General features: G+C 43.3%; 13 protein-coding genes. 7 read left to right on the plus strand and 6 right to left on the minus strand.

What is annotated here, in order from left to right:
- Positions 1–28 precede the first annotated feature (28 nt).
- From FTU35_RS03745 to FTU35_RS03770, 6 genes are all read right to left on the minus strand, one after another.
- Complete coding sequence (locus tag FTU35_RS03745) at positions 29–805, minus strand: Rossmann-like and DUF2520 domain-containing protein (protein ID WP_180064505.1); 777 nt, start codon at positions 803–805, stop codon at positions 29–31.
- A gap of 104 nt (positions 806–909) precedes the next feature.
- Positions 910–1,707, minus strand: a complete 798-nt coding sequence (locus tag FTU35_RS03750) for a thioesterase family protein (RefSeq protein WP_004971519.1) — start codon at positions 1,705–1,707, stop codon at positions 910–912.
- A gap of 82 nt (positions 1,708–1,789) precedes the next feature.
- Entirely contained in the window at positions 1,790–2,476 is a 687-nt protein-coding gene (locus tag FTU35_RS03755) for a class I SAM-dependent methyltransferase (RefSeq protein ID WP_004971520.1), read from the minus strand.
- A gap of 60 nt (positions 2,477–2,536) precedes the next feature.
- On the minus strand, positions 2,537–3,529 hold the full coding sequence (gene bioB / locus FTU35_RS03760) for a biotin synthase BioB (RefSeq protein ID WP_180064506.1): 993 nt from the start codon (positions 3,527–3,529) through the stop codon (positions 2,537–2,539).
- 191 nt (positions 3,530–3,720) lie between these two features.
- Entirely contained in the window at positions 3,721–5,409 is a 1,689-nt protein-coding gene (locus FTU35_RS03765; RefSeq protein ID WP_096901051.1) for an AMP-binding protein, read from the minus strand.
- 83 nt (positions 5,410–5,492) lie between these two features.
- Positions 5,493–6,119, minus strand: coding sequence for a TetR/AcrR family transcriptional regulator (locus FTU35_RS03770; RefSeq protein ID WP_004971526.1), 627 nt, complete (start codon positions 6,117–6,119; stop codon positions 5,493–5,495).
- A gap of 148 nt (positions 6,120–6,267) precedes the next feature.
- On the opposite strand from FTU35_RS03770, the gene FTU35_RS03775 reads away from it, so the two are divergent.
- From FTU35_RS03775 to FTU35_RS03805, 7 genes are all read left to right on the plus strand, one after another.
- The gene (locus tag FTU35_RS03775; protein WP_004971528.1) at positions 6,268–7,440 is read left to right on the plus strand and encodes an isovaleryl-CoA dehydrogenase; all 1,173 of its coding nucleotides are present in this window, start codon (positions 6,268–6,270) and stop codon (positions 7,438–7,440) included.
- Between the two features lie 33 nt (positions 7,441–7,473).
- Entirely contained in the window at positions 7,474–9,075 is a 1,602-nt protein-coding gene (locus FTU35_RS03780) for a carboxyl transferase domain-containing protein (RefSeq protein WP_131261348.1), read from the plus strand.
- A gap of 11 nt (positions 9,076–9,086) precedes the next feature.
- Entirely contained in the window at positions 9,087–9,884 is a 798-nt protein-coding gene (locus FTU35_RS03785; RefSeq protein ID WP_180064507.1) for an enoyl-CoA hydratase/isomerase family protein, read from the plus strand.
- Positions 9,885–9,899: 15 nt separating this feature from the next.
- A complete protein-coding gene (locus FTU35_RS03790; RefSeq protein WP_180064508.1) occupies positions 9,900–11,894 on the plus strand; it encodes an acetyl/propionyl/methylcrotonyl-CoA carboxylase subunit alpha in 1,995 nt (664 codons plus the stop codon).
- Entirely contained in the window at positions 11,891–12,793 is a 903-nt protein-coding gene (locus tag FTU35_RS03795) for a hydroxymethylglutaryl-CoA lyase (RefSeq protein ID WP_178318497.1), read from the plus strand. Before FTU35_RS03790 ends, FTU35_RS03795 begins: the two co-directional genes overlap by 4 nt.
- A gap of 101 nt (positions 12,794–12,894) precedes the next feature.
- Entirely contained in the window at positions 12,895–13,599 is a 705-nt protein-coding gene (locus tag FTU35_RS03800; protein ID WP_179991195.1) for a CoA transferase subunit A, read from the plus strand.
- 3 nt (positions 13,600–13,602) lie between these two features.
- A complete protein-coding gene (locus FTU35_RS03805) occupies positions 13,603–14,241 on the plus strand; it encodes a CoA transferase subunit B (protein ID WP_004971544.1) in 639 nt (212 codons plus the stop codon).
- The last annotated feature ends 252 nt before the right edge of the window (positions 14,242–14,493 follow it).

Genomic DNA, 14,493 nt, shown 5'->3' on the forward strand with positions numbered 1-14,493 from the left:
TTTGAACTCGTGTTATCGTATCAAATGACTAAGATTGATGCCGCGTTAAAATCTGTTGGCTCATTAGCGCATAAACTTCGGCAAGTGCATGTTGCTGCCCTGCTACCAATAAGTCCTGATGCATTTTTAAAATATTGTGATCACCCCGCATAGCAGGCCCTGTTTGCATTTGACGCGGATCATTCTGGGTCGCTTTATGCGCAGTTTCCAAAATAAGAGGATACAGCAGACTGAAATCTACTTTCTGAGCATCGACCACTTGCTTGGCCATGTCATAACAATAATTACTAAAATTACAGGCAAATACCGCAGCCAAATGCAAACTCAAACGCTGTGCTGAAGTATAGGCATAAACCCTTTTGCTTAGGCTATTTGCCAAAGTCATTAAAAGCTGCTGATCTTCAGCAAATGCAGCTTCTATAAATAAAGGCGTTTCTGACCAATCAATTTCACGCTCTAAACTAAAGGTTTGCAAGGGATAAAATACCCCTGAACGTACATGATGCTGTTGCAATACATCTAATTTAGTACTGCCAGAGGTATGCACAATCAACACATGATTTAAGTCACGATGAACTTCCTGAATCACCTGTCCAATGGCCTGATCACTCACTGCGATAATTACTAAATCCAGGTCTGAATGAAATTGTTCTACTTCTGCAATTGCTTCTGCGCCAACCTGTGCAGCCAACTGCTGTGCCTTGTCCAGACTGCGGCTATAAATTTGCACAATTTGATGCTGTGCGTTTAAAACATGAGCCAAATGATGTGCAACGCGCCCTGCACCAATCAAACTAATTCGCATAATATTTTCAGATAAAATAAGATGAAATAATCTGCACACAGCATGCCAATAAAAAAAGGACGAAGCAATTCGTCCTGATGTTTTTTGTTTGATATTGAATAGATTTAGAATTGACGCAAAGTTAAAATCTGCTCACTACGTCCAAATGGCCCTTGAGTATCATGCAAAACTGCACTCGTTAAGCCAATTCCATCTTCACCATATTGTTGTGTTACTTCCAAGCCTAGCCATTCGCCTTGCGGTAAACGGTGTAAATGCATTTGCAAATCTAAATTTGGAAAACCCCAGCCCGCATTCGGGTCTAAGCGTGGCACTACGCCATTGGCGGTATCCACCATCCCCAATAAACGCACAAAACTGGATGTGTTTTGATTTTCAACCATATCCAATTGGTTTCTTAACCAAACGATGCCCTTACCTGCACGACGATCTAAATGCGCACGGGTTTCAATGCTTTGAATATAGCCGCCAGGCCAACAACGCATGCCATCCCAATCGGGCAAATATTCAGGGTTTTCTATCGGTAAATCTTCCAATCCTGCAATTGCGCGTGTATCTGAGGTTTTCATTTTCCATGCACGCGCCACAATACAGGTTTTTCCTTCAGCACACATTTCCGCTTCAATCAGCTCAATGGTTTTACCCGGTCGAATCATACGGGTGGTGATACTAAATTCACCAAAGGCAATTAAGCCAAAAATATCTAAACCGACCCGACCAATTCGCATATCATCACGCGGCATAAATTGCTCAAGTTCTGCACACAAAATACCCGTTGCAGGTGCCATGTGTTGTTCATGCGGATTCCACGCGCCTTGTGCATGAATGTTGCAACGATAGTGCGCAGTACAGCCACCATCGGCATGTTGTTCACGTTTGAGTAAAGTGTAATATGCTGACATTTTTTCTCTTTCCCTGATCTAACTTTTCTTGTGCGGATACTTTTACTACAAAGATTACTGACTAAATAATGTTATTGATCAACTACTTCTCTGCAAAAAAACCATAATAATTCATAAGTTGACAATATGTTTTACACTGACGAAAACCCACTTGAGTAAGCAATGCTGCCTGCGCATCTGCCATAATTAAATGAAAATCATCGGCCAGTCGTGCAAGCATTTTTTCCGCTTGAGTCGTAGTTAAACCACAATCCAAAGCCAAATTCTGCATCCAGCGCAGTTCTATATTTTCAGTCTGCTGCATCAGATCATAGCTTAATAAAATCGCTGTAGGTTTTAATGTTTGGTAAATATCTTGAAAAAATAATGTTTTTTCTGCGACTGGCACAAAATGCGCCACCAAAATCGCCAATGCCGCATCAAACTGCAAATTTTCAACCTGCGCTTGTTGGGCAAATTGGTGGGTATCTGCCTGTATAAAACGTACTCGCTCATGCCCTGCCACAGACTGAATGTTTTTTTCTGCCTGCTGTAACATGCTTAAAGATGGGTCGATGGCCGTAAATTGCCACTGTGGATGTTGCTGCAGTAAATACTGCAACTCATAGCCTGTGCCACACCCCACCACTAAAACTTGTGCTGTTTCGGGCAAATGACTACTTAAAATTGCATTGATGTGTTGATGTACCAATTCATATCCGGGAATGAGTTTCCGAATATGACTGTCATAGCCTGCAACCACAGTTGCACTGTGAAAATCTTTTGCCATATCACATGATTCTTCTTTAATTTACTGACATTAAATATCTGAGTCTTTTTCAAGATCTGCTTAAGCCACAGCCATTACATCTACCGACAATTCCGAAACGGTTGGCTTGGCACGTTCAGGCACTAAGCCTAATTTTTGGAACAATTGTTTGTCTTTGCCTTCGCCTGCGTTTGGTGTGGTCAAAAGTTTTTCACCTGAGAATAACGAGTTCGCACCTGCCATAAATGCCAACGCCTGATCTGAATCAGATAATGATTCACGCCCTGCAGATAAACGAATATAGCTGTTTGGCATGATAATACGTGCAACTGCAATGGTACGAATCCACTCAATCACATCCAGTTTTTCTACTTCAGCCAATGGTGTACCTTCAATCGGAACTAACATATTGATCGGCACAGATTCAGGATGTAACGGTAAAGTCGCTAATTCATGTAATAAACCAATACGGTCTTGGGTATCTTCACCTAAACCGACAATACCGCCACTACATACTTTCATACCTGTTTGACGCACAATATCCAAAGTGTTTAAGCGATCATCAAAACAGCGGGTACTAATCACATTAGGATAATACTCACGCGATGTGTCTAGGTTATGGTTGTAATAATCTAAGCCTGCATCTTTTAAGCGTTCTGCCTGCGATTGGTTTAACATCCCTAAAGTCATGCAAGTTTCTAAGCCCAGAGCTTTGACTTCACGCACCATTTCCAGAACATACGGCATATCGCGTTCATGCGGATTACGCCAAGCAGCGCCCATACAAAAACGTGAAGAGCCTGAGGCTAATGCTTCTTTGGCTTCCTGAATGACTTTATCAACTGCAATACGTTTTTCAGCTTCAAGCTGTGAATCATAATGCGCAGATTGCGAGCAATATTTACAGTCTTCAGGGCATTTGCCTGTTTTAATAGACAATAAGGTACTGACTTGTACGGTATTGGCAGCAAAATGTTGGCGATGCACACGCTGTGCTTCAAAGACTAAATCCAGAAAAGGTTGTTCATATAACTGCTGAATTTCTTCTCGAGTCCAATCATTGCGTACGGTCATTATTTTCATCCTTGATTATCACGCATCATGCTTAAACTTGTGCCATCTTTTATTAAGCCGAGCATGCGATATATTTTTAGTGTGATTATTCCTGTATAGAGTATCCCTTTATCTCTGCGTGAGAAATAAAGGGTGTGTGCTGACAAAATTAAAAGGTCGATCTTGCAGCAGTAAATAGCTGAAATAATGCCTTAAGCAATTTCCTTTAAATTTAATTCTTCACGCATAAATTCACGTAATTTAAATTTCTGTGCCTTGCCTGAAGCGGTCATTGGAAATTCACTAAAGAAGCGCACATAACGTGGGACTTTATTGTGTGAAATGTGTTCTGCACAGTATTGGCGAATTGCCTCTTCGGTACATTCATGGTGTTCATGCAAAATAATACAGGCACATAGTTCTTCACCATAACGATGATCTGGCACGCCAATTACTTGCACATCGCAGACCGCATCGTGAGTATATAAGAAATCTTCAATTTCTTTCGGGAACAGGTTTTCACCGCCACGAATCACCACATCTTTAATGCGACCTTTGATTTTTACAAAGCCTTCATCATCCATTTCTGCAATGTCGCCTGTGTGCATCCAACGTGCAACATCAATGACTTCTTGGGTTTTGTCATGTTCATCCCAGTAACCCAGCATGACTGAATAACCACGCACACACAATTCTCCTAACTGTCCGCGCGGCACGACTTTGCCTTCTTCATCGACAATTTTTACTTCCAGATGTGGATGTACACGCCCCACCGTACTGACTCGACGCTCCACCGAATCTTCAGTCGAACTTTGTGCGCTCACAGGCGCTGTTTCGGTCATGCCATAACAAATGGTGATTTGCGCCATGTGCATACGGTCGATGACGCGTTGCATAATTTCTTGCGGACACGGACTGCCTGCCATGATGCCTGTACGCAAGCTAGATAAATCAAATTCATCAAACTGTTCATGCTCTAAAATGGCAATAAACATGGTCGGTACGCCGTAAGCAGCTGTACATTTTTCTTGCTGAATGGCTTTTAAGGTATCGAGCGGGTTAAACACTGCCGATGGATAGACCATGGTTGAACCATGTGTGATACAAGCTAAATTACCCATCACCATACCAAAGCAGTGAAACAGCGGCACGGAAATACAAACACGGTCTTGTGGACTTAAATGAATTGCTTCTCCTACAAAGTAACCATTATTTAAAATGTTGTTGTGGGTCAGCATAGTGCCTTTCGGATTGCCCGTCGTGCCTGAGGTAAATTGAATATTAATGGTTTCATCGAACTGCAACTCACTAGCAATGTGTTGCAGTTTTTTCAGCATGTGTGTGGTTGGAGCTGTCAATAAATCCTGAAAACGATGCATTCCTGTATGTGCTTGATCATCAATTTTAATCACATGCTTTAAATGCGGTAAACGCTTGGCGTTGAGGACTTTATTGTCTGCCTGACACAGCTCTGGGGCAATTTTCGTTAAGATGTCCTGATAGTTGGTACTTTTAAACTGCGATGCAATTACCAAACCTTTACAGGAAACTTTGTTGAGCACAAATTCCAGTTCATTGCTTTTATAGGCTGGGTTTAAATTCACCAAAATCACCCCTGCCTTAAAGGCTGCGAATTGAGTGATCGTCCATTCCACACAATTCGGAGACCAAATGGCAAGGCGGTCACCTTTTTTAAAACCGAGTTTTAACAAACTACAGGCAAAGGCATTGACCTGTTGCTGTAGTTGCTTATAGGTCAGACGCACATTTTGATGCACGCTTACCAAAGCATCCTGATCTGCATATTGCTGGCAAGCCTGATCAAACTTTTCACCAATGGTCATGCCTAACAAAGGCTGATTACTGGTGCCATAGGCATAACTTAACCGTACTTGTGTCATTGAATCGATCTCCTTGATTCTTTGTAATTCTGTTTTCCATTATGACGACGATTACTTTTTGCCTGTTTTGTGCGTTGTTTTTACTACCCTCCCTGCTGTTTTCGCACTGCATTTACACAAAAGTCGGCAATTTGTTTGACAAAGTAATCTTTATAATTTTGATCAAACATCACATTGCGAGACGGGTTTAAAGGTTCAATCACTACAAAGGTCATGGAGCCAACCACACCTAAAGCAGCAGTGTTCAAATCTTCAAAATCAAACTCACCATTGACTTTTCCTTCAGCCAAAATTTCCTTGATGCTCTGTTTGATCAGTTGTTTACTGCGAAAACGCTCATGTTCCATTTCTGGGTCTACAGGCTCGAACATTAACGAATACGCCAATTGAGGGCTGTTCATCGCACGCTTCACAAAAGTGGTGACAGATTTTTGCAATTTTTGTTTTGCACTTAAATCTGACTTCGCAATGTGGTCCAAAATTTCGACCTCACGACGAATCGCATCCGATAAAACTTCAATCAAAATCTGACTTTTATTTTCAAAGTAGCGATACACCAAACCTGTAGATACGCCTGCGCGTTCTGCAATGGCTTGGATAGACGCTTCTTTAAAGCCCCCATGAGCAATAAGTTCACGAGCAGAATCTAAAATCGCCATGCGATTTTGTTCCATACGTTCCTGCATCAATGATGATCTTTTATAACTCATATCTTATTCTCAACCAGATAAAATGAATTGTAAATCATTTTGTGAATTTTAGTTCACTTTTTTAAATTTTCGATGTATGTTAGAACCTAAGCACAACAACAATGCTTGTTTTAGGAACAACAAATATAACCACAGGATGGATGAACACATGATTTTACAAAGCTTAGACTTCGGCTTAGATGAAACCTTAATCGCCCTGCGCGATTCAATCGCTGCTTTTTGTGCAAAGGAAATTGCACCCATTGCTCAACAGGTTGATCGTGATAACGAATTCCCTGCCCAGCTTTGGAAAAAATTTGGCGATATGGGCTTACTTGGCTTAACCGTGAGTGAAGAATACGGCGGCACTAACTTAGGCTATTTAGCTCACATCATTGCCATGCAAGAAATTTCTCGTGCATCAGCATCCATTGGTTTGTCTTACGGTGCTCATTCTAACCTATGTGTGAACCAAATTAAGCGAAATGGGACAGAAGAACAGAAGCAACGCTATTTACCAAAACTGATTTCAGGCGATTACGTCGGCGCTTTGGCAATGTCTGAACCAAATGCAGGCTCAGACGTGGTTAGCATGAAACTGAAAGCTGAAGATAAAGGCGATCATTACTTGCTCAACGGCTCAAAAATGTGGATTACCAATGGCGGTGATGCCGATGTTTTGGTGGTGTATGCCAAAACTGACTTACAGGCAGGCGCCAAAGGTATGACTGCTTTCTTAATTGAAAAAACCATGTCAGGTTTTAGCCACGGCAGCCATTTAGACAAACTCGGGATGCGCGGCTCAAATACCTATCCATTGTTCTTTGACAATGTTGAAGTACCAAAAGAAAACGTCTTGGGCGGTGTGGGCAATGGTACAAAAGTACTAATGAGTGGACTGGACTATGAACGTGCAGTTTTAAGTGCAGGGCCGCTAGGCATTATGGATGCCTGCATGGATACCGTGATTCCTTATATTCATGAGCGTAAACAGTTTGGTCAGGCATTGGGTGAATTCCAGCTTATGCAAGGCAAAATTGCCGATATGTATTCGACTTGGTTGGCATGTAAAGCACTGGTCTATGCCGTTGGCGCAGAATGTGACAAAGCTGAACACAGCCGTAGTTTACGTAAAGATGCAGCCAGTGCCATTTTATACGCTGCCGAAAAAGCCACATGGATGGCAGGTGAAACCATTCAAACCTTGGGCGGTAATGGCTATATCAATGAGTTCTCTGCAGGACGTTTATGGCGTGATGCCAAACTCTATGAAATTGGTGCGGGTACTTCAGAAATTCGCCGTATGTTGATTGGCCGTGAATTGTTTAACGAAACTGCCTAAAAATAAATCACAAGAATAGACAAGGATGTTGGCATGAATCAATTACAGAGCAAAATTAATATTCGCAGCGACGAGTTTAAAAACAACCAAGCTGCGATGCAAAGCCTAGTCGATGACCTCAGAGAAAAAGTCCAAAAAATTGCTTTGGGTGGTGGCGAAACTGCACGCCAAAAACATTTAGACCGTGGCAAATTACTGCCACGTGAACGGATTGACCACCTGATCGATCCGGGTACTGCATTTATTGAAATTGGTCAGTTGGCCGCTTATCAGGTCTATCAGGATGATGTCCCTGCTGCGGGTGTAGTGGCGGGTGTCGGTCAAGTGAATGGCGTGACCTGCATGATCATTGCCAACGATGCCACAGTAAAAGGTGGAACGTACTATCCACTGACTGTGAAAAAGCATTTACGCGCACAGGAAATTGCCGAACAGAATCACCTGACTTGTATTTATTTGGTCGATTCTGGCGGTGCATATTTGCCGCTACAAGATGAAGTCTTTCCAGACCGTGATCATTTCGGACGCATTTTCTATAACCAAGCGCGTATGTCGAGCATGGGCATTGCCCAAATTGCCGTTGTGATGGGAAGTTGTACCGCAGGCGGTGCGTATGTCCCTGCCATGTCAGATGAAACCATCATTGTGCGTAATCAGGGGACAATTTTCTTGGGCGGCCCACCGCTGGTTAAAGCCGCAACAGGTGAAGTGGTTAGCAGCGAAGACTTGGGTGGTGGCGATGTACACACTCGCCTTTCAGGTGTAGCCGATCATTTGGCAGAAAATGATGAACATGCCTTGGCAATTGCCCGCAACATCGTTGCCAATTTAAATAAAAAGCCAAACCCGCAGCCTGAGCATATAGAAGCACCATTATTCGATGCCTCTGAACTGTATGGCATTGTTCCGACTGACGCGCGTAAACCGTTTGATGTACGTGAAGTGATTGCCCGTATTGTCGATGGTTCACGTTTTGATGAATTTAAAGCGCGCTTTGGCACCACATTAATTACAGGTTTTGCCAAACTATATGGTATGCCTGTCGGGATTATTGCCAACAACGGTATTTTATTTTCCGAGTCAGCACAAAAAGGCGCACACTTTATTGAACTATGCACCCAACGTAACATTCCCCTGTTATTTATTCAAAATATCACAGGCTTCATGGTTGGACGCCAATATGAAAATGAAGGCATTGCCAAAAATGGTGCCAAACTGGTGATGGCGGTTGCCACAGCCAATGTGCCTAAACTGACTTTGGTGATTGGCGGTTCTTTTGGTGCAGGTAACTACGGGATGTGTGGTCGTGCTTATTCACCACGTTTTATGTGGACATGGCCAAACTCACGTATTTCAGTGATGGGTGGCGAACAAGCATCGAGCGTATTGTCTACCTTAAAGCGTGATCAGATTGAAGCCAAAGGTGGTAGCTGGTCTGCAGAAGAAGAAGATCAGTTCAAACAGCCAATTCGTGAACAATACGAACGTCAGGGTCATCCATATTATGCGTCTGCACGCTTATGGGATGATGGTGTGATTGATCCAGCACAGTCGCGTGAAGTTTTGGCATTAAGTTTAGCCGCTGCCCTCAATGCACCCATCCAACCGACCAAATTTGGCGTGTTCCGCATGTAAGAGGTGACAAAATGGATTATCAGTTTTTACAGCTCGAACAGAACAACCAAGTGGCTACGGTTTGGATTAATCGTGCGGAATTGCATAACGCTTTCAATACAGAGGTGATTGAAGAATTACACGCCTGCTTTCAGGCACTGAATAGCCGTGATGATATTCGAGTGGTGATTTTGGCAGGACGCGGCAAAAGCTTTTCTGCAGGTGCAGATTTGAACTGGATGAAACAGGCAGGTCAAGCTTCTACAGCAGAAAATCAAGCCGATGCCCTAAAACTGGCAAAAATGCTGCAAAGTTTAGCGACGTTAAAACAACCGACTATTGCCCGTGTGCATGGTATTGCCTTTGGTGGTGGTATGGGTTTGGCAGCTGCCTGTGATATTTGCGTTGCCAGCACCGATGCCAAGTTTGCGACCTCTGAAGTACGTTTAGGTTTAGCACCATCTACCATTAGCCCTTACGTCATTCGTGCGATTGGCGCACGTCAGGCATCACGTTACTTTTTAACGGCAGAGCGTATTTCTGCAGAACAGGCACAGCAAATTGGTTTAGCGCATGAAGTCACTTCAGTCGAAGACTTAGACAGCAAAATTGATGAAATTGTGCAAGCCTTATTGCTTGGTGGTCCAGAAGCGCAACATGCTTCTAAACAACTGATTCAGATGGTTAATCATCAAGTTTTGACCGAAGATTTACTCCAACAAACTGCACAGCATATTGCACATGTTCGCCAAGGAACTGAGGCGAAAAATGGCTTAAATGCTTTTTTAAATAAACAAAGCCCGGCTTGGATCAAGACCACGGCAGAATAAAAGAAGGATCGCACGATGTTTGAAAAGATTTTAATTGCCAACCGTGGTGAAATTGCCTGCCGTGTAATTCGTACCGCAAAAAAACTTGGGATTGCGACTGTCGCGGTGTATTCAGATGCCGATGCGCAATCACAACACGTTAAACTGGCAGACGAAGCCATTTATATTGGTGAATCGCCTGCGGCACAAAGTTATTTGCAAGTTGAACGTATTATTCAGGCAGCCAAAAGCACAGGTGCACAAGCGATTCACCCGGGTTATGGTTTCTTATCTGAAAATGACCAATTCGCACTTGCCTGTAAAGACAACAATATTGTTTTTATTGGCCCGCCAGTTGAAGCCATTTTGGCGATGGGTCTAAAAGCAACCTCTAAAGCCTTGATGGAAAAAGCAGGTGTGCCACTAACTCCGGGCTACCACGGCAGCAATCAAGATGCGGCATTTTTAAAGCAACAAGCCGACAGCATTGGTTATCCTGTGCTCATTAAAGCCAGTGCAGGCGGTGGCGGTAAAGGCATGCGTTTAGTAGAACGCAGTGAAGACTTTCTCAGCTCACTCGCTTCATGTAAAAGTGAAGCACGTTCTAGCTTTGGTAATGAAGATGTGCTGATTGAACGCTATGTGATTCAACCACGTCATATTGAAGTACAGGTTTTTGGCGATACTCACGGCAACTACGTGCATTTGTTTGAACGTGATTGCTCGGTACAACGTCGCCACCAAAAAGTGCTTGAAGAAGCACCTGCACCAAAAATGCCAGAAGATAAACTCGAAACTATGCGCCAAGCCGCAATTGATGCCGCACGTGCTGTAAATTACGTGGGCGCAGGTACGGTAGAGTTTATTGTCGAGCAAGACGGTACTGCTTATTTCATGGAAATGAATACCCGCTTGCAGGTCGAACACCCCGTCACAGAAATGATTACAGGGCAAGACTTGGTTGAGTGGCAATTGCGAGTTGCTTTTGGTGAGCCATTGCCAAAACAGCAACATGAATTGCAAATTCATGGTCATGCCCTTGAAGCGCGTGTGTATGCCGAAGAACCAGAAAAAGGCTTTATTCCTGCCATTGGTCAAATCAGCTATCTGCATTATCCAGAGCAAAATGATGCCGTACGTGTCGATAGCGGGATTGTCGAAGGTGATGAAATCAGCACCTACTACGACCCAATGATTGCCAAACTGATTGTTTGGGGTAAAAACCGTGAAGCAGCATTAACGCAAATGCACCATGCTTTAGGTCAGTTCCACGTCGATGGTTTAGGCAACAACATTGCATTCTTGGATCGTTTGGTGCTGTGTGATTCCTTTAAACATGCCAATTTGGATACAGGGCTTATTCAACGTGAGGAAGCATTTTTACTTAACGCAAAACCTGAAGTCGCTACAGAAACTGTCGTTGCAGCTGCGTTAATTGATGTACTTTCTCGTATTCAAAACAACAAAGCGGCAAACAACGCGGTTTGGCAAAAAGACCACTTCTGGCGCTTAAATCAGCAAAGCACCCACACAGTGCAATTACAGTGCAATGACCAAACACTCAAAATCCAGTTAAACTCATGCACTTCTGGTTTTGAGGCTCACTACAATGGGCAAACGCTGAGCGTTCAAGGCGAGCTTTTGGATGCACATCGTCTACAGGTTTGTATCAATGGTCAGCAACAAAAAATAGCATTTAACCAACATGCGCAAGGCATCACCCTGTTCCAAAACGGTCAGCGTCATGTGTTTAGCTATGTACAAGCAAACTTTAACAGCGATGATCAACAAGACAATGCCAACAATCTGACTGCACCAATGCCGGGTGTAATCACCCAAGTTTTGGTGGCAGCCAATGCCCGTGTGAAAAAAGATGATGTACTGATGACACTGGAAGCCATGAAAATTGAATATTCAATTCGTGCGCCTTTCGATGGCATTGTGGCAAGTTCGTACTTCCAAGCGGGCGATCAGGTCAAAGCAGGCGATGAACTGGTTGAATTTGAAGCCTTGACGGAGGAAGTTGCATGACTGAATTTGTCAAAATTGTAGAGGTTGGCCCACGAGATGGTCTGCAAAATGAGAAAACACCACTCACTTTGGCAGATCGTAAAAACCTGATTTTGGATTTAATGCAAACAGGTTTAAGCAGCATTGAAGTCGGTTCTTGCGTATCGGCCAAATGGGTACCGCAAATGGCAGACAGCGATGTGCTGTTTGCCAGCCTGCCACAAAACCCAAACATTCAATTCAGTTTACTGACCCCAAACTCAAAAGGTTTTGAGTCGGCTTTGGCGGTGGGTTGCAAAGAAGTTGCCGTGTTTACCGCCGCTTCTGAAAGCTTTACCCGAAAAAATATCAACTGTTCAATTGAAGAAAGTTTGGAAAAATTTAGCGATGTCATGCGTCAAGCCAAAGCGCACAACATTCGCGTGCGTGGTTATGTATCTTGTATGGTGGACTGTCCTTATGAAGGCGCAATTGACCCGAAACAAGTCGCAAAAGTCACACAGCAATTATTGGACATGGGCTGCTATGAAGTGTCTTTGGGTGAAACCATTGGTACAGCAACCCCTGACCGTGTGCAAAAAGTCTGGGATGCATGTTTGGCAGAGGTCGATGCCAAAGTTTTAGCAGGTCATTTTCACAATACTTACGGCATGGCGATTGCCAATATTTATCAATCGCTCTTACAAGGCATTCGTGTATTTGATTCATCCATTGCTGGTTTGGGTGGCTGTCCGTATGCCAAAGGTGCATCGGGCAATGTGTCTACCGAAGACTTGTACTATTTACTGTCCAAGATGGGTTTTGAAACAGGTGTGCGGTTAGAACCGCTGATGACAGCTAGTCGTAACATCAGCAATGTCTTACAGCGCAATAATCCATCTCACTATGCCAATGCCTACTGGCAAAAGGTTTGTGCTTAAAACCCATTTCATCCTCAATAACTTTGGAACATAAGCGACAAGGATGACAACAACACAACATGGCAAGTGAATGCCGTGCAGAGAATAAATAGAGGTGACAAATGTCCAATAAAGTATATGACAGCGCACAAGCTGCATTAAATGGCGTGGTTCAAGATGGGCATACCTTGGCGGTGGGCGGTTTTGGTTTATGCGGTATTCCTGAAGCCTTGATTGCTGCGTTAAAAGATACAGGCGTCAAACAACTGACTTGTATTTCTAATAACGCTGGCGTCGATGGTTTTGGTTTAGGCTTATTGCTTGAAACCAAACAAATCAAAAAAATGATTTCATCTTATGTCGGCGAAAATAAAGAATTTGAACGCCAGTTTTTAAGCGGTGAATTGGAAGTTGAACTCACCCCGCAAGGCACACTGGCAGAAAAACTACGCGCAGGCGGTGCAGGTATTCCTGCATTTTTCACCCAAACAGGTGTAGGCACTGTCATTGCAGAAGGCAAAGAAGTCCGTGAATTTAACGGCAAAGATTATATTTTAGAAGAATCTTTGACTGCAGATGTCGCTTTGGTCAAAGCCTACAAAGCAGATAAAGCGGGTAATCTTATTTTCCGTAAAACAGCACAAAACTTTAATCCTGTTTGTGCTATGGCAGGCAAAATCACCATTGCCGAAGTTGAACAAATCGTTGAAATTGGCGATTTAGACCCCGACGAAATCCACTTAGCTGGTATTTATGTGAACCGCATTGTCCTCAATGCAAGCCCAGAAAAACGGATTGAACAAATGACTTTAAAGGCGGAGGCTTAAGACATGGCTTGGACGCGTAATCAAATGGCGCAGCGCGCTGCACAAGAATTAGAAGATGGTTTTTATGTCAATTTAGGCATTGGCTTACCCACACTGGTCGCCAATTATATTCCTGAACATATCAATGTCTGGTTACAGTCCGAAAATGGCTTGCTTGGCATTGGTGAGTTCCCAACTGCCGAAACTGTAGATGCCGACCTGATCAATGCAGGTAAACAAACTGTGACAGCGCGTAAAGGTGCGGCTTTTTTCTCTAGCGCAGATTCCTTTGCCATGATTCGTGGCGGGCATGTCAATATCGCTATTTTAGGGGCAATGGAAGTTTCTGAACAAGGCGATCTTGCCAACTGGATGATTCCCGGCAAGAAAGTTAAAGGTATGGGCGGTGCAATGGATTTGGTTGCAGGCGTACAAAAAGTTGTAGTGCTGATGGAACATTGTGCCAAAGATGGTACGCCTAAAATTGTATCGCAGTGCAGTTTGCCACTCACAGGTAAAGCGGTGGTGCATCGTATCATTACCGACTTAGGCGTGCTTGATATTACTCCACAAGGCGTAAAGTTGATTGAACTTGCACCCGATGTCAGTTTTGATGAAATTCAAAAAGTCACAGGTGTTGCCTTACAAAAAGTCGCAGCTTGATGAATTTATCTCGAGTGAATAACCCTCTCCTTTGCAAGTTTTGATGCACTGCTTTAAAACCTAATACAAGGGAGAGGGTTTGTTTTGACTTTCATACTTTCCCACTCAACTTATTCAATCTACTCAACAAATCACTGATTTATAAAACGATTCCACTAAACCAAAAATCATTTAAAAAATCACTTTCAATTTCGATATTTGCACAATACTTCGGGATTGATCCACAATAAAAAAGCCTTCACTTTGCAAAGT

The sequence above is a fragment of the Acinetobacter sp. YH12095 genome (genome assembly GCF_013419245.1).
Classification (GTDB): Bacteria; Pseudomonadota; Gammaproteobacteria; order Pseudomonadales; family Moraxellaceae; genus Acinetobacter; species Acinetobacter towneri.